Here is a 22,512-nt window from a genome sequence, read left to right as displayed (position 1 = left end):
TGCTTATACAAGTTACGAAAGGAGTTTTTCTGATGGGTAAATACAAAGCAGATGCAGAACAGCTGTTAAAGGATATCGGCGGGAAAGAAAATGTCGCAGCTGTCAGTCATTGTGCCACCCGTATGCGTTTTGTACTAAACGATCCGTCTTTAGCGGATGAAAAAGCAATTGAAGACATTCCAAGTGTAAAGGGTATGTTTACAAATGCCGGTCAATTTCAAGTCATTATCGGAAACGATGTGCCATTATTCTTTAACGATTTTTCAGCAGTTTCAGGGATTGACGGTGTTTCTAAAGAACAGGGGAAAGCAGCTGCAAAACAAAATCTGAATCCTGTCCAGCGGGCAATTGGAGTTTTAGCAGAGATTTTCACACCGATTATTCCAGCAATTATTGTCGGCGGACTTATCTTAGGCTTTAGAAACGTATTGGAAGGTATTGGGATGGGCTTCCTGGATGGCAAAACCATCGTCGAAGTTTCTCAATTCTGGAGTGGAGTCAATCATTTCTTATGGCTGCCAGGTGAAGCAATTTTCCACTTCCTGCCAGTCGGCATCACGTGGAGTATCTCGAAAAAAATGGGAACCACACAGATTTTGGGAATTGTATTAGGGATAACGCTTGTCTCTCCTCAGCTAATCAATGCTTATGATTTAGCAAATCATGGTACCAAGTTTTGGGATTTTGGTTTTGCACAAATAGACATGATTGGTTATCAGGCTCAAGTTATTCCAGCTATGCTGGCCGGATTCATGCTGGCTTATCTAGAGATATTCTTCCGTAAGCACATACCACAGGCAATCTCAATGATTTTTGTACCGTTTTTCGCTCTGTTGCCTACTATTTTTGCCGCTCATGTCATTTTAGGCCCTATTGGCTGGACCATTGGTAATTTTATCTCCAATATTGTGAATACAGGTCTGACTTCTGCCCTAAACTGGCTGTTTGGCGCGGTCTTCGGCTTCCTATATGCACCATTGGTTATAACTGGTCTTCATCATATGACCAACGCAATCGATACTCAGCTGATTGCAGATTTTCAATCTACAAATCTATGGCCGATGATTGCTCTTTCTAATATCGCACAAGGATCTGCCGTTTTGGGAATTATCTTCCTGCACCGCGGCAATAAAAAAGAAGAACAGGTCTCTATTCCTTCTATGATCTCTTGTTATCTTGGAGTCACAGAACCAGCAATGTTTGGTATTAACCTAAAATATGTCTACCCATTTGTTGCCGCGATGATTGGTTCCGGCTTAGCTGGTATGTTTGCAACATTAATGGGTGTACGAGCAAATGCAATTGGCGTCGGCGGACTGCCGGGTATTTTAGCTATTCGAGCACAGGACTGGCTGGCATTTGCAGCAGCAATGCTGATGGCAATCGTCATCCCGTTTGTTCTAACAGTTGTCTTCCGTCGTCAGGGTATCTTCAATAAAGTTGATCCAGTAGACGAAGCAACTGGCGAGCTTTATGCCGATGAAATGGCGATGGCTGGAAACGTTCCTCAAAGCTTTGCTGGAACAACTACAGAAACTACTGCTTCAACAGCTGCAAAAGCAGAAGCTCTATTTGCACCAGCACAAGGAGAGGTCCTTCCAATCACTGCGGTTAATGATCCGGTATTTTCTCAGAAAATGATGGGTGACGGTTTCGCAGTCAAGCCAGTTAATGGAAAAGTGTATTCTCCAGTCAACGGAAAAATTACAAATATCTTTGATACAAAACATGCGATTGGTATTTTAACTGATACTGGATTAGAGGTCTTGGTTCATATCGGTTTGGATACTGTAGAGTTAAATGGCGCACCATTTACAGTTAAAGTTGCTGTTGATCAGCAGGTGACACCACAAACGCTGTTGGCAGATGTTGATTTCGATCAAATCAAAGCAGCAGGAAAAGAAACAGATATTATTGTTGCTGTCACAAATATGGAAGTCGTTAACACCGTCACACTAAGTAAAACTGGTACGGCTTCTGAAGGTTCAGAAATTGGTACAGTTAAGCTAAAGTAAAGTAATCAAACAACAGCCCTGAAAGCCTTCCGCTTTCAGGGCTGTTATTATTTTCATCTATAAAAGTGATTTATGCTTTTCTGACTGACTAGCTATCGTCCACAAATACTGCAGTGCTTGGTTTCGATACTTATTTTTATTCAAGGCAACTGTTAAATCGTTTGTTAAGTGTACGTCAGATAGTTTAATTTGTTCCAGTCTGCCAGCAGCAAGCTCTGACTCTACTAAAACCTTTGGCAGAATACTAATGCCCAAACCAGCTTTGGCGGCTTCAATCAATGTCTGAGAATCCACGCTTGTCCACTGTGGAATTACTTGATAGCCGGCTAGAGTAACTGTTGATTCTAATATCTCTCTGACAGCACTTCCCCGCTCTCTCAACAACAGTTTCTCTTCCAGCAATTGTTTTATAGTCATGCTGCGTACTTTTTGACCATCAGGCGCCCGCACTGCCCAGATGTCATAAGAAGCAAATTTCTTGGTCAGAATATTCGGCTCCAACACATCTCCTTCTAAAAAAGCGATATCTGCTTTCCCCTGCTTTAATAGCGCTAGTGATTTTTCCGCACTGTTAACCATGACTTTTACCGGAGTTTTAGGATACTTTCTTTGAAAGTCTTGAATAATTGCCGGCAGCCATATTTGGGCAATCGTAATACACGAAGCAATCTGAATCGGAGCCTCTTTTTCAATAGTCTGCACCCGTCGCTCAAGCTTTTTATATTCTTCTAAAACCGGCAGAACCTCACTTAGCAGCAGTTCGCCCGCACTAGTCAGCCTCACACTCTTATGAAGCCGTTCAAATAGCTGTGTCCCAGCCTGTTCTTCCAATTCCTTCACTGCATGAGAAACCGCCGACTGAGTAATAAATAAATTGCCGGCAGCTTTAGTAAAATTTTCAGTCTTAGCTACTTCCTGAAAAATAAGATACTTTCTTAAATTCATACGATCAGCTCCTTTTTAAAACATGAATAAAATTCATGCCAACTATCATATTTTAGCATTTCACAAATGTCTATTCAATCAATATAATAAAGGGTATACGTTTTAAAGAAAGGGGCATTCTATGACTAAAAATTTGAAGTTATATCTATGGCTCTGTTATGTCAATTTATTTATCAGTACCTTCACTTTCGGAGGAGGCTATGTTGTTGTTCCCATGATAAAAAAATACTTTGTAAAAGAAAAACAGTTATTTACAGAAGAAGAGCTGATGGAAATGGCAGCCATTGCTCAATCCTCTCCCGGAGCTATCGCTGTAAATTTAAGTATTTTGGCTGGAAAACGAACAGCCGGTTTTTTCGGTGTGCTTATTAGTGCCGTAGCTGCATTGATTCCACCTATCGTCATCTTAAGCTTTATTTCCGGATGGTACATCGAATTTTCTGCTAATCTATACGTTGCAGCAGTTTTAAAGGGCATGCAGGCTTGTGTTACTGCCTTGATCATTGATTTAGTTATTGATATGTATCAGATGATTCGAAAGGAACGTTCGACACTTTTGACTTTACTAGTTCCAGGGGCTTTTATCGCCTCATTCTTTTTCAACAGCAACGTTATTTTGATACTGATTGTCAGCTGTATCCTCTGTGTAATAAACCTCTTCATCCGCAGCAATAGAACTAAAAAGGAGGATTTCTGATGCTTGCTCAATTATTTTGGATTTTCTTTAACATCGGTCTTTTCAGTATTGGCGGCGGTTATGCTATTATCCCGCTTATTCAGGAACAAGTGGTTTTTCAACAAGGCTGGATTAGTGAGCGTGTATTTACTGATATTATTACTATTTCACAAATGACGCCGGGGCCACTGGCAGTTAATACCTCAACCTTTGTCGGCATTCAGATTGCCGGCATTCCCGGAGCCATCATTGCCACTGTTAGTACAGTCATTTCAGGAATCGTAATCTCTCTTGTCCTTTATGAATTTTTCAAAAAATACGGCAGCTCCTCCTATGTCCTCAGCATATTGAACGGCTTGAAGGCATCCTCGCTAGGTCTCATTATCGCTGCAGCCGCCACAATTGCTTTACTGACTTTTTTCGGCACCTCTACTTATCAGGAGATTGATTGGCTAAAGGATATTGATTTCGCGGCAGTCATTTTGTTTTGCGGCTCCCTATTCTGCATCCGAAAATACAAGCTCAACCCCATTACTCTGATGGTGATTTCAGGCTTGTTAGGGCTGGTTATTTACTAAGTTCACATGTAAAATAACTTGCTGTTAACATTGCTTAAAAGAAGAAATTGTTGACGTCATCCCTTTTAGGCCGTTGTCTACAGTCTGCAGTTTTCATAATATGAAAATTTTTTTGTACTAAAAAGAGAGCGGGACAATAGTCAGAAGAAAATCTGATTATTGTCCCACTCCCTTTCCATCTCTCTTCTATTCTTCCTTCAACAAGCCCTTAAACAAACCTAAGGCAAAATCATTAGCATCAAATGGTTCTAGGTCGTTGATGCCTTCTCCTAAACCGACCAGTTTTACTGGTAGATGAAGTTCGTTACGGATTGCCAGAACAATCCCACCCTTGGCGGTACCGTCCAGCTTGGTCAGCACCAGTCCAGTAACATCTGTTGTTTCTTTGAACTGTTTGGCTTGTGCCATTGCGTTCTGTCCAGTTGTTGCATCGACTACTAATAAAACTTCATGAGGGGCATTAGGGATTTCCCGCTGAATGACCCGCTTGATTTTTTCCAGCTCGTTCATCAGATTAACTTTGTTCTGCAAGCGACCCGCTGTATCAACCAGTAGGATATCGGCGTTTTCTGCTTTTGCTCGGGCGACTGCATCAAAGACAACTGCCGCTGGATCGCCGCCGGCATTGCCGCGAACGACTTCTACTCCGGCCCGTTCGCCCCAAACAACAAGTTGATCAATGGCGCCGGCCCGAAAAGTATCGGCAGCTGCCAACAGAACTTTTTTACCGTCTTCCTTAAATTCATGGGCCAGCTTACCAATACTGGTTGTCTTACCAACACCATTCACTCCTACAAAAAGAATAACAGTTAGCCCGCCTGCCTGAATATTCAGGGCATTGTTCTCATCGACACCCTCAGCTTCATACAGGTTTACCATTTTTTCAATGATTGTATTTTGTACTTCTGCCGTTTTCTTCGCATTGCGCAGTTTTACTTCCTGACGCAGCTCTTCAGTAATTTTAATCGCTGTCTCAAAACCGACATCAGCACCGATTAGTGTCTCTTCCAATTCTTCAAAGAAATCTTCATCCACACTACGGAAATTTGCCATCAGCTCATTGAAGCGCTGAGAAAAAGTTTTTCTGGTTTTTTCCAGTCCTTTTTCATATTTCTTCTGAACCTGAATTTCTTCTTTTTCCTCTACTTCAGCTACTGGTTCAGTAAAAGGCGCAGGCTCTTCTGATATCGGCTGTGCAACAGATTCATCGGGTTCAGATAACTGATGATCAGCTGTATTTTCAGTATGTCCATCCGCCGTCGGGACAGTTTCCACTGATTCTGGTTGTTCTGGTTCGGCCTGAACTTCTTCTTTTAGCTCTTCTTGCTCCTGCTCGGCCTTTTTATCCGCTTTAAAAGCGTTTTTTATCTTATCAAAAAATCCCATCACTCTGCTCCCTTCAGTGCATCCAGCACATATTTCTGCACGGCATAGGCTACACCGGCCTGATCGTTTGTTTTGGTTACTACATCTGCTGCAGCTTTAACCATTGGTACAGCATTTTCCATTGCCACGCCAATTCCGGCATATTCAATCATTGGCAAATCGTTTTCTTCATCACCAATTGCCATAACTTCTTCTTGGGAAATAGTCAAATCTCTAGCTAGCAGTGAAATTCCATACGCCTTTGTAATGCCTTTTGGCATAAATTCCAATAAATTACTACGGGTTTTAATCACTTCATACCGCTCGTAAAATGCCGCTGGAATTTCTTTAATCCGTTCATCCAGATAATCTGCATCAATTGCCACAACTGCCTTATTATAAATCCGATCTGTAGTCATTTGTTCCAGCTTCGTCGGTTCAAAAGTCAATAAATTGTTCAACTGTCCGTAAATAGACGTGTACTCAGATGACGTAGGCAGTTGAAGAACTGTTCCGTCAGACAGAACGTCTAATGGGACATTTAATGCTACTGCCAATTCATGAAGCTCATGAATATTCTCCAAAGGCATCAATGCCTTTTCAATGATTTCACCCGTATCATTCTTTTGAACTAATCCTCCGTTAAAGGTAATACTATAATCTCCCGGCTCTGTTAAAGCCAGCTCTTCCAAATAAATTTCAATACCAGCCAAAGGACGGCCTGTGCAAAGGACAACCTTTATCCCTTGTGCTTTTGCCTGCTGCAGGATTTTTTTATCTTCTGCGCTAATTTGCTTTTGGCTATTCAGCAGTGTTCCATCCAAATCAATGGCAATCAGTTTGATCATTTCATTTCCTCCTGCTTTCTATGCACTGGTGGAGATTGCTCCGCCTTCTTTTACATCCTCCAAACGAACCGAAACTATCTTAGAGACACCTGACTCCTGCATTGTTACACCATACAGTACATCCGCAGCCTCCATTGTTCCTTTTCGGTGGGTAACCACTATAAACTGTGTTTCGTCTTCAAAATCACTAAGGTAATGACCAAAGCGGGAAACATTGGCATCATCCAATGCTGCCTCAACCTCATCCAGAATACAGAAGGGAACTGGTCGAACACGAATAATTGAGAACAGCAGCGCAATGGCTGTCAACGCCCGCTCACCGCCGGAAAGTAAACTCAGGCTTTGCAGTTTTTTACCTGGCGGCTGCGCTTCAATTTCAATCCCTGTATTTAACAAATCATCTGGATTGGTCAAAACCAGCTCGGCTCGTCCACCACCAAACATATTCGGAAAGACAACCTTAAACTGAGCACGAATTGCTTCAAAAACTTCACTGAAACGAAGCTTCACTTCCTGATCCATCTCCTCCATTGTTTCAAAGAGCTGATCCTTCGCATCCAGTAAATCGTCCCGCTGTGTTGCCAGGAACTCATGACGTTCGTTTACTTGCTCATACTGCTCAATCGCATTCAAATTGACTGGTCCTAGTCGATCAATTGCCTGCTTCAACCGTCGAACCTCAGTTTTAGCCATTTCAGCAGCCATTGTCAGCTGGTAGTCCATTACAGCCTTTTCATAGGTCATATTATATTCTTCCTGTAGATACTGCAGAGCATTATCCAGCTTAATCTCAGAACGATTCTTAGTAACTTCTATCTGTGTTTGATTCGTTAAGGTCTGCTGCTGCAGCTTGTGTTCTTCTGTTAAACTATTGTCCAAAGCGTCTACCTGATCCTGCAGTCCCTGACGTTTTATTTTCCCGTCCTGAATACTTGTTTCCAGATCAGCTCTTTTCGCTGCCAGCTGTTCCAACTGCACTTCTAAACTGCCTTCGGTTACCTGATGGTCAGTAGAATGATTACTCAGCTGCTGCAGCTGCTGTTTCAAGCCGCTTTCCCGCAAAAGCATTTCATCCAGCTGTGCCTGCTTGTCCGATGTTTGTTCCTGCAAATGCGTCAGCTGTTCACCGACAACTGCCTGTTCTGCCTGAATCCGATTTAGACGTTCCTGAGCATTAGCCTTATAGGTTTCCATCTGACTGGCTTCCTGATCAATCTGCTTCATTTCCTGATCAAGGCGTTCTTTTTCACCTGTCAGCTCCTGCTGCCGCTGTTCAAGCTCTTGATGTTTTTCCTGATATTCCTCTAAGAACTGGTGCAACTCCCGGCTTTCAAACTCAAACAGTCGTTTTTCCTTAGTCAGGCGGTTGACTGTTTCTTCTTTATTCGCCCGTTTGTTTTCCAGCTCCTGCTGGTTCAATCGGCTTTTTTCTCCAGCTGAACGCAGCAGTTCCAATCGCTCTGTCGTTCCTTTGACTTTTTCTGTCAACTGCTGAACCAATGCTTCACTATCAGCAAGCTGCTGTTCTAAGCGCTTCTGCTGCTCAGTTAACGCCTGAAGCTCTTGAGTTTGAGAAAACAGACTTCCCTGATTTCCCTTTTTGGTTGCTCCTCCAGTCATTGAACCGCCGGGGTTCATAACATCTCCGTCAAGTGAAACTACACGATACTGATAATGAACCAGCTTAGCTAAGCGATTGGCACTTTCCAAATTTGCGGCAAGAATAGTAACACCTAGCAAATTTTGAATAACTGGACTAATCTTCTCTGGATATTGAACACGTTCACTGGCAATTCCTAGAAATCCTTCTATACTATCTATTTTTTCGCGGACTGCTGCAGACATTTGTCTCGGTTTAATTGTTGTCAGCGGCAAAAAAGTGGCACGTCCGCTATGCTGCTGCTTCAAAAAGGTAATCGCAGCCCGGCCATCGGTTTCATTTTCAACAATAACGTTTTGGGCAGCCCCCCCCAGAGCAGTTTCCACTGCTAGTGCGTACTCTTTAGGTACTTCAATCAGCTCAGCTACAGCCCCGACAATCCCATTCAGCTGATTCTTTTGCTTCAGAACTGCTCGAACGCCTTGATAAAAGCCAGCATAATTCTCCTGAATTTCCTGTAGACTCTTTCGGCGAGCCTTCACCTGCTGCACCTGATTCATCATCTGATACATTTGCTTCTGTCTGGTTCCCAGCTCCTGCTGTTCCTGCTCCTGCTGCTTTCTCGCAGCTGTATATTCTGAACGCTGCTGCTCCAGCTGTGCTTCTGATTCTGCCAACTGTTCAATAAGTACTTCCTGCTCATTAGAAGCTGCGGTAAGCTGTGCTTCCAGTGATTCATGTTTTTCCACAGCTTGCTGATTTTTAGCTGTTTCCTGCTGATACTGGCGCTCCAAATACTTCAAGTCATTCGTTGTGTTTGCCTGGGACTGCATGACCTCTACATATTCGCTACGCAATTCTTCCAGCAATTCTTTTGAAGATTTGCTGTACTTCTCGACTTCCTGCTCCGCTTTTTCTATTTCGATAGTCAGCTCCTGCTGCTCCTGCTGTTTTATATTTCTTTTTTCTTTCAACTTTTGGAGCTCTTCACGAAACTGCTGAATCTTTTCTGCCGTTTCTTCCAAGGACTCCTGGTACTCACTAGTGGTCTTCAATGTATGCTTAGACCGTTCAATCAGTACCTGTTTCTGACCTTCTGTCTGCTTCAAAGCTTCGGTAATTTTTAAAAGCTGCTGCTGTTGTTGTTCCAGCTGTTCGTCCAGACGGTTTCTCTGACTTCTCAATTGAAGCAGTTTCCCTTCTGAATGATGAATCCGCTGACTGATTTCAGCTAATCCGGCTTCTACATCTGCCAGCTCTTTGGCTTTGCCTTCCCAGACAGCCTTGGTTTCTTCAATTTCAGAGACAGTTAAGCTGACATCAATTTCCGTCAGTGTTTTTTTCAGCGCTAAAAACTCCTTAGCTGCTTCGCTTTGCGCAGCAAGAGGAGTCAGCTGATCTTCCAATTCATAAATAATATCCTGAACACGATTTAGATTATCTTCTGTTTCAAATAATTTTTGTTCAGCCTTTTTTTTCCGCTGCTTGTACTTCAACACGCCAGCAGCCTCTTCAAAAATACCGCGGCGGTCTTCTGGCTTACTGTTGAAAATCGCTTCGACCTTCCCTTGAGAAATAATCGAGAAAGATTCCTTTCCTAAACCGGAGTCCATAAATAAGTCCTGAATGTCTTTTAAGCGGCATGCCTGCTTATTGATAAAGAAATCACTTTCCCCCGTCCGGCGATAACGTCGCGTTACGCTTATTTCAGAAAAATCCAAGGGTAAATAATGGTCTCTATTATCAAGAACCACTGTTACTTCTGCAATGTTTAACGGCTTTCTGCCTTCCGAACCGGCAAAAATAATATCCGGCATCTTACCGCCCCGCAGACTCTTGGCTGACTGCTCACCCAAAACCCACCGGACAGCTTCCGTGATGTTGCTCTTGCCGCTGCCGTTCGGTCCGACAACTGCTGTCACGCCGTTTTCAAATTCTATTACTGTCCGATCGGCAAAGGATTTGAATCCCGCGATCTCGATTCGTTTTAAAAACAAGAGTACATGCTCCTTCCAAGTAGTAAAAGCTAAAAAAGTCGGGTAGTCCACGAGCAATGTAGGAAACTAGACGATGATGCCCTTCAGCATCAGATAGAGTTTCTCTTATTGCCGCAGTGGGCTGACTTTTGAAGCTGGATAATGTAAAAGCTGAGCAAGCTGTCAAACTTTGAACAAATCAATAAATTTTAAGTAAGCCGCTGGCAGTCAGCTCATTTAAAATTCATTGATTCATATTTTACAGCTGCTTCTGTTATTCAGAGTATTCCTTCAATGCTCTTTCGGCCGCATCCTGCTCCGCTAGTTTTTTCGATTTCCCTTGACCTGTTCCAATCAGTTGATCATTTAGGAAAACCTCGATATGGAAGACACGTTCATGAGCCGGGCCCTCCTCCTTCACTAGACGATAGTCAATCGTCACATCTCCCTGACGCTGCAAAACCTCCTGCAGCCGGGTTTTATGATCCATCTCATGTGAAAAAGCACCTGCATCGATTTTCGGGAAGATAACTTTGGCTGCAAATTCCCTAACTGCTTCCAAATCCTGATCCAGATATAACGCACCTAAAAATGCTTCGAATACATCACAAAGCAATGCCGGGCGCTCTCTGCCGCTTGAATTTTCTTCACCTTTACCTAAAAGAACATAGGTATCAAAGTGACATTCCTTTGCGAATTTGGATAAGCTATCTTCACGGACAATTGCTGCCCGCATTTTTGTTAGTTTCCCTTCAGAAAGCTCTGGAAAGCTATTGTACAAATATTGTGAGACCAATAACTCAAGGACTGCGTCCCCTAGGAATTCCAGACGTTCGTTGTCGGAAAGCTTCATATATCGATGCTCATTCACATAGGATGAATGGGTAAAAGCCTGCTCTAATAAATTGACATCATGGAAAACAATGCCGTAACGCTCTTTCAATTCAACTGTTAACTGATTGTTCATTCTCCACATTCCTTTAAAATTATTTGCAACCTTCTCTATTATACTTTTTTTGATGGAATATTGAAAGGTTGTCACTTAAACTGTCCGCAATACTTATGAAAAAACAGCTGCTGAATCGTTCTAACTAAAAAAGCAAAGAGCAGGACTGTAACCACAAAGGATTACGTCCTGCTCTTTATTCACGAATACATAACTGGGTAAGCCAAGTATCCCATACTAACCATTTGACAAGAAGCACTCAGCAAAGCTCAGTATTTGCGAAATTCTTAACCTATTTCCAGCCTGCTCTATTTTATCAATTATAGATGATTGACAATATAATCTACAGCGGCACCCACGGTTTCAATTTGCTCTGCATCTTCATCAGAAATTTCTGTTCCGAATTCATCTTCCAACTCTAAAACAAATTCCATCACACTGATTGAATCTGCATTCAGGTCATCTTTAATATTCAGTTGATCTGTCACATTCTCTGCATCAACATCAAAGTGATTTGAGATAATCGTCGCTACTTTTTTTAATACTTCTTCACGAGTCAACTGCTTTCACCTCCACTGCTTTAACAAACATTAATCTTTAAAAGTCTTAAGCACTATGGTACATTTTACTCAGAAATTTATCATTTGTCTACATTTTTTTCAATTTTATTACAGTTGAGTTGCAATTCAACTGCAAAAATCAGCATTAGAACGCTGTTTTTACCTACTTGCCTTCGTAATATTCCACTAGCTGAGCAACAACATCCGTAATCAGCATTGTCCGAATTTGGCGAATCGTATAACGAACCGCTTCCGGCCCTGTAGCACCATGCGTTTTAACAACTGGAGCTTTCAGTCCAAAAAGAACCGCACCCCCATGCTTGGAATAATCCATCTCTTCTTTCATACCCTTTAAGGCATTTTTCAGCATCAAGGCACCCATCTTACCCTTAACACCTTCTGCTAAAATTGAAGTTTTTAACAACGACATCATGTTCAGCGCTGTGCCTTCTATTGACTTCAGTACTGCATTCCCGGTAAACCCGTCTGTCACAACAACATCCGCAGGTCCATTCAGTAAATCTCTAGCTTCTACATTACCAATAAAATTAATCGTTTTATTTTCAGACAGCAGCTCAAATGATTTCTTAGTTAGCTCACTCCCCTTATTTTCTTCTGTTCCATTATTCAACAGACCAACTTTAGGACTTTGAATTCCACGAACTCGACTTGCATAAAATGAGCCCAGCACTGCATACTGCACAAGATGCTCCGGCTTATTATCGGCATTCGCACCTAAATCCAGCATATCAAAACCGCCATTTGGCTGACCTAATACAGGTAGCGTAGACATCAAGCCCGGACGCTCCACATTTTTAATCCGTCCGACAATAAACAAGCCTGCCGCCAGCAAGGCACCTGTATTTCCTGCTGAGAATACTGCATCTGCTTGACCTTCTTTTACTGCCTGAGCCGCTAGAACCATAGAAGCCGTTTTTTTACGGCGAATTGCTTTGACTGGTTCGTCATCACTCGCTATTTTTTCATCTGTATGAATAATCGTAATATTTTTTTCATCTGTTACATATTCTCTGATTGCTTCTTCTTTACCATAAAGTAAAAACTCAATATCTGGAAAATCTTTCTTTGCCAGCATCACACCTTCAACGATTGCTTGAGGTGCATTATCTCCACCCATCGCATCAACGGCGATTCTCATAAATGATTCCTCCTATTTCTTTGCTCAATCTAATTAAGTATAGCATATTTTCTGCTAATCAAAATACTGATGCTCTCCTTCAGCGGGCTGAACCTCCTCAGCCAAATCCCTATAGTCGGGAAGCAGCCACCATTGCTTTTTCTTCCAGATTAAGCTGGCTTCCTGACGGGCTGCTTCCAGAATATTAAAGTCTGTCACGATATCGCCAATTGCAAACTCGGGCAAGCCTGATTGGCGGGCACCAAAGACTTCTCCAGGCCCTCTAAGCTCCAAATCTTTCTCACTAAGAACAAATCCATTGTTTGTTTCCGTCATAATCTTCATTCGCTCAATTCCCATCTCATTTTTAGGATTGGCAACCAAAATACAATAAGAGGCTTCTGAGCCACGACCAACACGACCTCTAAGCTGATGAAGCTGAGCCAATCCAAAACGGTCCGCATCCATAATCAGCATAATTGTTGCGTTTGGAACATTGACTCCCACTTCAATTACGGTTGTGGACACGAGCAGTTGCAGCTTATTCTCTTTAAACTGCTGCATAATCTCATCTTTTTCCTGATTTTTCATTTTTCCGTGAAGCAGTCCTACTTGATAGTCAGGGCTAAAAAATTCCGACATATGTTCAAAAATTTCTGTTGCATTTTTAACGTCTAATGCCTCAGATTCCTCAATTAGCGGACAAATTACATATGCCTGATGTCCACGGGCCAGCTCTTTTGTCGTCCATTCCAACACTGTATCCAGCTGAGGCGGACGTATCCAGCGGGTCTCTATGGGAATCCGGCCAGCCGGCATCTCATCAATAATCGAAACATCCATTTCTCCGTAAGCAGTAATTGCTAACGTTCTTGGGATTGGCGTAGCTGTCATAAACAGAACATCCGGCTTTTGTCCTTTTTCCCTTAAAATTTTCCGCTGATTCACACCAAAGCGGTGCTGTTCATCTGTAATAACAAGTCCAAGACGTCGAAAAACCACATCATCCTGAATCAAGGCATGAGTACCAATAATCACATCAATTTCTCCAGAAGCCAGCTGCTCTAAAATCTCCCGACGTTCCTTCGCCCGGGTCGAACCTGTCAGAAGTGCTGTACGAACCTCTAATGGGTCAAAGAGCTGCTGAAGGCTTTCCATATGCTGCTGAGCTAAAATTTCTGTTGGAACCATCAGGGCACCTTGGAAACCAGCCGTCATCACAGCATACAGCGCAATAGCTGCAACAACGGTTTTCCCGCTCCCAACATCCCCTTGCAGCAGCCGCTGCATATGTTGAGGACTCATCAAATCCCGACAGATTTCATTGGTTACTTTCTTCTGCGCCTGCGTCAACTCAAAAGGCAGCCTTTTAGTAAAAGCCTTTAACCGCTGCACGTCATATTGAATAGCTAAACCGTTTTTTTCTGCCTTCTCCTGCTTCTTCAGCCCCTGCATCTTCAGCTGAAAAAGCAAAAATTCTTCAAAGACCATCCGCCGCTTGGCTAAATGACTTTCTTCCGGATTTTTCGGAAAATGCATAGCAAACATTGCTTCCTGACGATCCATCAAACGATATTTCTGCATCAGCTCCAGCGGCAGAGTCTCTTCCACTAGATGACCATATGTATCAAATCCAGTGCGTATCAGCTGAATCAGACTGCTTTGGCGAACACGTTTATTCACATGATAAATAGGCGCAAAATCTTCGCCTTCATTTTTAGAAGCAAGAATCTTCATGCCATTTAGCGCTTTTCTTTTGGCATCCCACTTCCCGTAAACAGCAATTTCCTCTGACAAAATGATTTTGTCTTTTAAATAGGGCTGATTAAAGAAGGACACATTAATCACCGCATGATCCTGCATGATTCGAAAATTCAGCCGGCTTTTTTTATAGCCGTAGCGACTGAGAACAGGCTCTGAAACAACTAACCCTTTTAATGTAACTTTTTCCTGATCTTGTATTTCTTCTATTTCCTTCTCCTGAATATCTTCATATCGGAAGGGATAGTAGGTAAGCAAATCCAGCACCGTATAAATGCCCAGCTCACTAAATGCCTCAGCTCTTTTCGGCCCTACGCCTGAAAGAGTATGAAGAGGATCTGTTAGCTTCATCATCACGCCTCCTTTCTCATTATGTTTGTCTCTCTATGTATCACTCATTTACTCTTCTTAAATATCAGTAAAAACGACAGCTACTGTCATTAACCCCAACTGTCCGTACACTACTTGAATCAACTAGAAAATCTGCAGGAGTTTGTTCAGCTCTTGAGCAATTGGCAGGATCCAGTTCCATAATACTCCTTACCATGCATGCTACCAGCTCGGCTCATTGCCGAAAAGTGCTTGCTCATGAAGCTGGATATTCGCTAAATACTCCCTTATTTCTCCTTGATATTACCGATTTTATAACTATAAGTAGTTTATACTCCCTTTACCAATAAAATAAAGAATAGGACAGAAGCAGCCGCTAAGACAAGAAGTCTTGTAGAATTCTTCTTGTCTCCTGAAGCGAATCACTTCTGTCCCAATCGCAGGCTCTTTATAATTGTACGAGTAAAACGGTTATTTTAAACAATTTTTACTCACAGATGTACTCAATCATTCAGCTGAAAACAGGTACGGATAAACCGGCTGATTTCCTTCGTGAATTTCTGTTTCTAAATCTTCATACTCAGTGGTCAAGTCGGCAGCAAGTTTTTCAGCTTCTGCGGCAGTTCCGCCTTCACCGATGATGATTGTTACAATTTCTGTATCCTCATCCACCATACGCTTCAATGTATCTAAAGAGGCAGTATACATATCCGGCTCAGAAATCACTATCTTGCCGTCAACCATTCCCAGATAATCATCTTTTTTGATTTCAACATGATCTATTGTTGTATCACGAACTGCTGTCGTTACTTGTCCGCTGACAACACTATCCAGCATCGCAGTCATGCTTGCTTTGTTTTCCTCAAGTGTTTGCTGTTCATTAAAGGCCAGCATCGCAGTCATGCCTTGAGAGATTGTTTTAGATGGTACAACAACGACTGGAATATCTGCCACCTCAGCTGCCTGGTCTGCAGCCATGAAGATGTTTTTATTGTTTGGCAGAATGACTACCTTGTCGGCATTGACTTCTTTCACCGCTTTAAGGATATCTTCTGTACTTGGATTCATTGTCTGTCCGCCGCTGATAATGTAGCTGGCACCTAAACTTCTGAATAACTCTTGTACACCTGATCCAGCAGCAATTGCAATCACTGCGTATGGAACACGGGCTTTTTTCACAGGAGCAGCAGTTCCCTGCTGGTCATGCTCAAGAATTGTTTCATGTTGCAGGCGCATGTTGTCAACCTTTACTTTTACCAGAGAACCAAATTTTTGTCCGTAATTCATTACTTCACCAGGGTGTTCCGTGTGAACATGAACCTTGATGATTTCATCATCGTTGACTACTAACAGCGAGTCTCCCAGACCATCCAGATAATTTCTAAATGTATCGTAGTCAAAGTTGCTGTCTACAGTTGGTCCTTCACCAATCTGAACCATGATTTCGGTACAATAACCAAACGTAATATCCTCTGTTGACAGCTGTCCTTGCACACTGCGGTGATGCTCTGCATTCACCATCTCATCCATTTCACCTGGTGTCGGTTCATAAACTGCTGCTGGGTCATAATTACCGGAAAGAGCGTCTAAAAAACCTTCATAAATAAACAGTAGACCTTGGCCGCCGCTGTCGACTACACCGACCTCTTTTAGTACAGGAAGTAAATCCGGCGTCTTATCAAGGGCACGCTTGGCTCCCTTAACTACAGCCTCCATTACTTCAATACAGTCATCTGATTCCTTTGCTTTGCGTTCACCAGAACGCGCTGCTTCACGGGAAACCGTCAGAATAGTTCCTTCGACTGGCTTCATTACCGCTTTATAGGCTGTTTCCACTCCATGTGTAAGAGCTGCTGCCAAGTCCTTGGCATTCAAGGTTACAACATCTGGAATATGCTTTGAAAAGCCTCTGAATAATTGCGACAGAATAACACCGGAATTTCCCCGGGCTCCCATCAGCAAACCTTTAGATAACGCAGTTGCTAATTCCCCAACTTTCTCAGAGGGAGAATCGGACACTGCCTTTGCACCGCTGGTCATCGATAAATTCATATTTGTTCCTGTATCGCCGTCCGGCACAGGGAAAACATTCAACGAGTTGACATACTCTGCATTTACGTGCAGACGAGAAGCACCTGCCTGAACCATTTCTTGGAACTGACTTGCGCTGATTTCTGTTACATTCACCTAAAATATCCTCCTTTAGATCACTGCAGGTCTATTGAGCTGCTGCTCATTTCCGGCAGCAGGCTGTCCTAGTCTGGCAGCACACGAACCCCTTGCACAAACACATTGACAGAATTTGCAGTAACTCCCAGTAATGTTTCAAGATTATACATTACTTTTTCCTGCACATTGCGGGAAACCTCAGAAATTTTCGTACCGTAGCTTACGATTGTATAAACATCGACAGCCACGCCATTTTCTTCCTGACGGACCACAACGCCCTTCGAATAGTTTTCTCTACGTAAAATCTCATTCAGATTATCTTTAATTTGATTTTTACTAGCCATGCCGACGATTCCGTAAATATCTGTAGCGGCACCACCAACCACAGTGGCAATCACCTCATTGGTAATCTCAATGGTACCTGCTGATGTTTTGATTTTTACAGCCATTGATGAAAAGCCTCCTTATAAGAGCATACTTGCCCTATTTTCTTCCTTAACATTCTAACATAGCTGAAGGTTAATGAAAAGAAAGGAAATCCAAGAATCGAGGGAAAGCGCTCGGCTTTATACAAAAATAAACATTCGTCATTAGAATAAATAAGTCAATATGTCACTATTATTTTAGACGGCCTATGGCACATTCACCTATCAGGAAACACATTAAAACAGGATACCATCTAATAGAGTCAAGTACGCCCGCCGCTAACCCCTGTGATTTCAACCTTGTTTCTCAAAATAGGATGCTTTTACCTCAGTGTACATCAGTTGTTCTCATGGAAATTTTCAGGAAAGACCTGTAAAAACAAAAATTTTCTTGCAAAATTAATCTGAATATGATAAATTAGTCTGGTATGAGCAGAAGACTATCGCTCCAAGATCAAAGCAAAGGAGGAAATTAACAATGGCAAAAGTATGTTACTTTACTGGTCGTAAAACAAGCAGCGGAAATAACCGTTCTCATGCTTTGAACGCAACAAAACGTACTATTAAACCAAATCTACAAAAAGTTCGTGTATTAGTAGATGGTAAACCTAAAAAAGTTTGGGTGTCAACTCGTGCTTTGAAATCTGGTAAAATCGAGCGTGTTTAATAGATTATAATTCAAAACCTGTTTCCGATACGGAAACAGGTTTTTTTGTTTGGGCTGGGTTGACTTCTACGGGAACTTTTAACTACCAGCTGCAACTGAAATAGAACTGAAATTGTTAAAATCACTTTCTCTAAGGAGCCTCGCTGAGCACAAAGAATAGTATCTCCTAACAGCATAAGCAACTGGAACAGAACCCAGTAGAATTTCGTTACGAGGCGTATACAGCCCGATTTTAATCATACTCGATTTCTTTGCTGGATGACTTCTCGGAAAGAAACAATCCTGCTGTTGTCAAAAACGTACCCAGTGCCACTGCCGGTGTAAAGCTTTCTTTTAGAAACAGAACAGAAGTTATCACTGTAATGGCTGGAACAGCATAGATATACATACTTGCCTGCACTGCACCCAACACACTGACGCTGTAGTTCCATGTGACAAAGCATATTGCAGAAGCACCAATCCCCAGAAATAGGATATTGAGTACCGCATCGCTAGACCATTCAGAAATCCGAGGAAAAGATTCTTTTGAAAAAAGAAGAATCGGCAGCATAAAAAGAAGTCCGTAAAAAAGAGTCCGGCGTGTCGCCAACAATAAGTTATGTCCAAATTCACTGATTTTTCTGGATAAGAGCGAATATGCTGCCCAGATAAATGCTGCTAAAATTCCTAAAAAATCGCCAACAGGGTGTATTTTCAACTCGGAAAAGCTACCAAAGCTAATAATAGCAATACCTGATAAAGCCACTACTAAGCCCACATAAAAATAACCATTCACTTGCTTTTCCGCAGTCAGCCATTTTGCAAGTAATACTGTGAAAAAAGGGGCCAACGAAACAACTACGCCTACGTTAGAAGCATTTGTATAAGTCAACGCAATGTTTTCCACAAAATAATACGATGTAATCCCCAGCAGTCCGGCCAAAGCAAAAATCCCTTCCTCTTTTTTCCCTTGAGGCTTCAATACTTTGGGGCAAATCAGCCATAGAAAAAGATACCCTAATAAAAATCTGGAGAATAATAACTGAAACGGAGTAAATTCCGCGAGTAAAAGCTTGGAGGAGATAAACGTTGTCCCCCATACGCCTACTGTAAAAATCGCTCCAATGTGTCCTCTTACTTTTCCATTTATCCCTTTATGCATTTAATCCCTCCTGATGAAAAATATCCATATACTGTTTTGGTGTCACACCAATCAAATGCTTAAAATATCTTGAAAAATGACTCTGATCTGAAAAACCGCTGTCTGTTGCTGCCTGGGCAGGCGGAATTCCTTGTTCCAACAGTTTTTGTGCTTTACTAATACGAACTGTCCGCAAGTACTGATGAGGGGTAACCCCTTTATCCTTTACAAATTGGCGTATCAATGTAAACTGATTAACTCCGAACTGTTCACTAAGCTCCTCCATCACGATTGCTTCAGCATAGTACTTGTTAATATAGCTGCACACCTGCTCAACCACGTCTGAATATTCATATGCTTGTGTCCCCTCATAGTCAGAGTATTCAATAAGTATTCTTTTTAAACATTGATCAAGAGCCTCTGTTTTCCTATGACTATCAGCTGATGTCACCATGAGAGAATGCAGCTCTTTTAACGCTGTTAGATTTGTATAGGCTGGGATGACATTTTGAGAAAACAAGAGCCGTTTTCTCAACCCAATAATTCGTTCCGTCAGCTCCAGCATAACCAGCGGACTAATGTGAATACTTCGATAATCCAATGTCTCTTCACCTAGCTGTTCGCAAAAATGATTATCGTAAGGATTAATCAACAGCAAATCGCCAGCTTCAACTATATATTCCTGTTGCTTACACGACAAAAAGCGCCGCCCCTTTTCAATAAATCCAATAACGTAAAATTCATGAAAATGATTAGGGAATTTCTGTTTAACGCCTTGAAACTGATAAGCTTCTATAGATAAATCTGAATCAAATACGACAAGTCGTTTTTCCATACTACCCCTCCCCTTTGCCCTATTATACTTAAAATGACTTTAGTGTATTGTACAAAATTGACATTTTTCTAAAAAAATTACCGATCTCCGAAAGCTAGATTTGGGTCTAGCTTTCAGAAATCGGTTTAAATGAAAAAATTTGACTATTTTTATTAATGCTAGTCTTTGCTCTGGATCACTGCAATCACACCCGCTGTAAAGGTAAAGCTTGCAGTATCTCCAATAAACTCATTACTGGCGTACGAGGTAGGCACAGGTACTTGCTGCTCATGAAGTAAATACCTGCTGTCTTTTAATGTAAGATCACTAACAGCTGTTAAACAACAATAAGCTAGATAAGACATCTCAGGTTCACGATAAACAGTATACTCTCCTGGTAAGTAATAGCTGATTGTATTCTGCTGATTCTTCAAGTGAATCTGTCGAATAAACGGCTGAAAACGAGGCTCCAGCGGCAGCCATAAATTGGCTAAAAAGTGATCCAGCCGCCCGCCGGCAGCTCCAATTATTGTAATCTCAGCATTTGGCATCTGTTCCAGCACCTTTGCCAGCGCTAATTGGGTGTCAGTGTCATCTTTTTCCACTTGGGCCGGATAGAATTCTTTCGCTTCCTTTTTCACAAGCTGCTTCTCCTGATTGGACAAAGAATCAAAATCTCCTACAGCTAGATCCAATGGCCAATTATTCTCCAATATAAACAAGCTGCCCCGGTCTACTCCTGTAAAAAAGTCATAATCTGTTTTCTCAAGCGGAGGCCAGTCAGCAGATGAGCCTCCGGCGACAATCAAAACCTTCATTTATTCAACACATCTCTTAACGCATCGATACGTTCCTTTGGATTTTCCGCATTATAGATATAGGAACCGGCGACAAAAACATCGGCACCAGCTTCCTTACACTTCGCAGCTGTTTCAGGTACGATACCGCCATCTACTTCAATCTCATACGTATAGCCTTTCGTTTCCTTCCATTCCTTCAGTTGAGCAATTTTATCCAACTGACTCTCGATAAAGCTTTGACCTCCAAAGCCCGGATTCACCGTCATAATCAATACTAAATCAGCCATATCCAAAACATGCTCAATAGTGCTCAAAGGAGTCCCTGGATTAATGACTACACCAGCCTTTACACCAGCTGCTTTAATCATCTGCATCGCCCGATGAATATGAGGCGTAGCCTCCTGATGAACGGTAATAATATCTGCTCCTGCCTCAGCAAATGCATCAATGAATTTTTCCGGCTGCTGAATCATTAAATGAACATCCAGCGGCAGCTTTGTTACTGGACGAATCGCTGAGACTACATTAGGACCCAGCGTAATATTCGGAACAAATTGACCGTCCATGACATCTACGTGAATGTAGTCTGCCCCCAGTTTTTCTACTAACTGGATGTCTCTTTCTAAATTCGCAAAATCTGCACTTAAAATCGATGGTGCTATTTTCATTCTTGCTCTCCTCCTAAATTGCAGCGTTCCTTTCTCCCACACGAAGGGTAAACGCAGCAGCTAATTTCCTTTACTTTTTTTCTTATACACAGGTCTACGATCCTCTATTTCAGATAAAAATTGTAGATAGTTGTCATATCTGACTTGAGCAATAGTTCCTTCTGCTACTTCTTTTTTGACTTCACAGCCCGGCTCTTTTCGATGCATGCACTCTCTAAATTTACAGCCTGTTGAGGCTTTAACAAATTCGGGAAACTGTTTTGGCAGTTCAACTGCATCCATCTCCAAAAATTCAATCGAACTAAAGCCTGGTGTATCCGCCACCAAGCCATCGTACAAGGGAATTAATTCCACGTGACGCGTTGTATGTTTCCCACGGCCCAGTGCTTCGGAGATTTCTCCAGTCGTCAGCTGAAGTTCAGGTGATATCTTATTCAAGAGTGTCGATTTTCCTGCACCAGACTGTCCCATAAATACAGTCAGCCGATCAGGGAAATATTGTTCCAGTTCACGAATTGAGCGCTGATCTTCATCAGAGCGGTCGCCAATAATTATTGGATACGACGATTGATAAACCTGCCGGATATTATCCAGCTGCTTAAGTCCTGCTTCCTCTAGTAAATCAATTTTTGTCAAATAAATAACTGGCTGAATTCTTTTGTGTTCCAAGGCAACTAAAAAACGATCAAGTAAATTATACGAAAAATTCGGTTCGATCATACTCATAACTACAACACCAATATCAACATTCGCTACAGATGGACGGACCAGTTCGTTTTCTCTGGGAAGAATTTCCAGCAAGTAGCCATCTGTCAGGTTATCGCTTTCAAAAATCACATCATCCCCTACCAAAGGTGTAATTTTTCGGTTTCTAAAATTCCCTCTGGCTCTGGTTTGATATGTTTCACCTTCTGCATATACATAATAAAAACCACTTAGTGCTTTTCTGATTTGACCGTTCAATCTATCACTCCTAACCACTCCGAATATACAAGAAAAAAAAAGAAAAAGCAAGAACAGCACTGAAACAGCTCCACGGTTCTTCACTCAAAAAAACATAAAAGAGCTTGAAGTATATCACTCCAAACTCTTTTATTAAACGAAACATCCA

19 protein-coding genes are annotated in these 22,512 nt (G+C 42.0%); 4 read left to right on the top strand and 15 right to left on the bottom strand.

Annotation, left to right across the window (positions count from 1 at the left end; translation table 11 throughout):
- Nucleotides 1-32: 32 nt before the first annotated feature.
- Nucleotides 33-2,015: a PTS system trehalose-specific EIIBC component gene (treP, locus tag ACYSNQ_RS11765; RefSeq protein ID WP_426083562.1), complete on the top strand. Its 1,983-nt coding sequence runs from the start codon at nucleotides 33-35 to the stop codon at nucleotides 2,013-2,015.
- A gap of 57 nt (nucleotides 2,016-2,072) precedes the next feature.
- On the opposite strand, the gene ACYSNQ_RS11760 is transcribed toward treP, so the two are convergent.
- Nucleotides 2,073-2,960, bottom strand: a complete 888-nt coding sequence (locus ACYSNQ_RS11760) for a LysR family transcriptional regulator (protein WP_426083560.1) — start codon at nucleotides 2,958-2,960, stop codon at nucleotides 2,073-2,075.
- A 121-nt stretch (nucleotides 2,961-3,081) separates the two neighbouring features.
- On the opposite strand from ACYSNQ_RS11760, the gene ACYSNQ_RS11755 reads away from it, so the two are divergent.
- The gene (locus tag ACYSNQ_RS11755) at nucleotides 3,082-3,657 is read left to right on the top strand and encodes a chromate transporter (RefSeq protein ID WP_426083558.1); all 576 of its coding nucleotides are present in this window, start codon (nucleotides 3,082-3,084) and stop codon (nucleotides 3,655-3,657) included.
- Nucleotides 3,657-4,214, top strand: a complete 558-nt coding sequence (locus tag ACYSNQ_RS11750; RefSeq protein WP_426083556.1) for a chromate transporter — start codon at nucleotides 3,657-3,659, stop codon at nucleotides 4,212-4,214. Before ACYSNQ_RS11755 ends, ACYSNQ_RS11750 begins: the two co-directional genes overlap by 1 nt.
- Nucleotides 4,215-4,400: 186 nt before the next feature.
- Here the strand turns inward: ACYSNQ_RS11750 and ftsY are convergent, their stop codons facing one another.
- The 9 genes from ftsY to ACYSNQ_RS11705 all read right to left on the bottom strand — a co-directional run bounded on the left by ftsY (nucleotide 4,401) and on the right by ACYSNQ_RS11705 (nucleotide 17,356).
- Nucleotides 4,401-5,600 carry a signal recognition particle-docking protein FtsY gene (ftsY, locus tag ACYSNQ_RS11745; RefSeq protein ID WP_426083554.1) on the bottom strand — a complete coding sequence of 400 codons (1,200 nt, stop codon included), beginning with the start codon at nucleotides 5,598-5,600 and terminating at the stop codon, nucleotides 4,401-4,403.
- Nucleotides 5,600-6,427: a Cof-type HAD-IIB family hydrolase gene (locus ACYSNQ_RS11740; RefSeq protein ID WP_426083552.1), complete on the bottom strand. Its 828-nt coding sequence runs from the start codon at nucleotides 6,425-6,427 to the stop codon at nucleotides 5,600-5,602. Before ACYSNQ_RS11740 ends, ftsY begins: the two co-directional genes overlap by 1 nt.
- A gap of 18 nt (nucleotides 6,428-6,445) precedes the next feature.
- Nucleotides 6,446-10,024 carry a chromosome segregation protein SMC gene (smc, locus tag ACYSNQ_RS11735; RefSeq protein ID WP_426083550.1) on the bottom strand — a complete coding sequence of 1,193 codons (3,579 nt, stop codon included), beginning with the start codon at nucleotides 10,022-10,024 and terminating at the stop codon, nucleotides 6,446-6,448.
- A gap of 253 nt (nucleotides 10,025-10,277) precedes the next feature.
- Nucleotides 10,278-10,970, bottom strand: a complete 693-nt coding sequence (gene rnc, locus ACYSNQ_RS11730; protein WP_426083548.1) for a ribonuclease III — start codon at nucleotides 10,968-10,970, stop codon at nucleotides 10,278-10,280.
- 299 nt (nucleotides 10,971-11,269) lie between these two features.
- Entirely contained in the window at nucleotides 11,270-11,509 is a 240-nt protein-coding gene (gene acpP / locus ACYSNQ_RS11725; protein ID WP_426083546.1) for an acyl carrier protein, read from the bottom strand.
- Nucleotides 11,510-11,672: 163 nt separating this feature from the next.
- The gene (gene plsX / locus ACYSNQ_RS11720; protein WP_426083544.1) at nucleotides 11,673-12,668 is read right to left on the bottom strand and encodes a phosphate acyltransferase PlsX; all 996 of its coding nucleotides are present in this window, start codon (nucleotides 12,666-12,668) and stop codon (nucleotides 11,673-11,675) included.
- Nucleotides 12,669-12,722: 54 nt separating this feature from the next.
- Nucleotides 12,723-14,762, bottom strand: coding sequence for an ATP-dependent DNA helicase RecG (gene recG, locus ACYSNQ_RS11715; protein ID WP_426083542.1), 2,040 nt, complete (start codon nucleotides 14,760-14,762; stop codon nucleotides 12,723-12,725).
- Nucleotides 14,763-15,245: 483 nt separating this feature from the next.
- The gene (locus ACYSNQ_RS11710) at nucleotides 15,246-16,925 is read right to left on the bottom strand and encodes a DAK2 domain-containing protein (protein WP_426083540.1); all 1,680 of its coding nucleotides are present in this window, start codon (nucleotides 16,923-16,925) and stop codon (nucleotides 15,246-15,248) included.
- Nucleotides 16,926-16,993: 68 nt separating this feature from the next.
- On the bottom strand, nucleotides 16,994-17,356 hold the full coding sequence (locus ACYSNQ_RS11705; protein ID WP_086348579.1) for an Asp23/Gls24 family envelope stress response protein: 363 nt from the start codon (nucleotides 17,354-17,356) through the stop codon (nucleotides 16,994-16,996).
- Between the two features lie 454 nt (nucleotides 17,357-17,810).
- Between ACYSNQ_RS11705 and rpmB the strand changes: the two genes are divergently transcribed.
- Nucleotides 17,811-17,999, top strand: coding sequence for a 50S ribosomal protein L28 (gene rpmB, locus ACYSNQ_RS11700; RefSeq protein ID WP_426083538.1), 189 nt, complete (start codon nucleotides 17,811-17,813; stop codon nucleotides 17,997-17,999).
- Nucleotides 18,000-18,231: 232 nt separating this feature from the next.
- Here the strand turns inward: rpmB and ACYSNQ_RS11695 are convergent, their stop codons facing one another.
- The 5 genes from ACYSNQ_RS11695 to rsgA all read right to left on the bottom strand — a co-directional run bounded on the left by ACYSNQ_RS11695 (nucleotide 18,232) and on the right by rsgA (nucleotide 22,382).
- Entirely contained in the window at nucleotides 18,232-19,140 is a 909-nt protein-coding gene (locus ACYSNQ_RS11695; protein ID WP_426083536.1) for a DMT family transporter, read from the bottom strand.
- Nucleotides 19,133-19,954 carry a helix-turn-helix domain-containing protein gene (locus ACYSNQ_RS11690; protein ID WP_426083534.1) on the bottom strand — a complete coding sequence of 274 codons (822 nt, stop codon included), beginning with the start codon at nucleotides 19,952-19,954 and terminating at the stop codon, nucleotides 19,133-19,135. Before ACYSNQ_RS11690 ends, ACYSNQ_RS11695 begins: the two co-directional genes overlap by 8 nt.
- A 158-nt stretch (nucleotides 19,955-20,112) precedes the next feature.
- Entirely contained in the window at nucleotides 20,113-20,751 is a 639-nt protein-coding gene (locus ACYSNQ_RS11685) for a thiamine diphosphokinase (protein ID WP_426083532.1), read from the bottom strand.
- Nucleotides 20,748-21,401: a ribulose-phosphate 3-epimerase gene (gene rpe / locus ACYSNQ_RS11680; protein ID WP_426083530.1), complete on the bottom strand. Its 654-nt coding sequence runs from the start codon at nucleotides 21,399-21,401 to the stop codon at nucleotides 20,748-20,750. The genes ACYSNQ_RS11685 and rpe overlap by 4 nt, the downstream gene beginning before the upstream one ends.
- Nucleotides 21,402-21,461: 60 nt before the next feature.
- Nucleotides 21,462-22,382, bottom strand: a complete 921-nt coding sequence (gene rsgA / locus ACYSNQ_RS11675; protein WP_426083528.1) for a ribosome small subunit-dependent GTPase A — start codon at nucleotides 22,380-22,382, stop codon at nucleotides 21,462-21,464.
- Between the last annotated feature and the right edge of the window lie 130 nt (nucleotides 22,383-22,512).

It is taken from the genome of Enterococcus sp. LJL51 (genome assembly GCF_054871795.1).
Note: the sequence above shows the minus strand (reverse complement) of the source record. Positions and strands in the feature narration are given on the sequence as shown.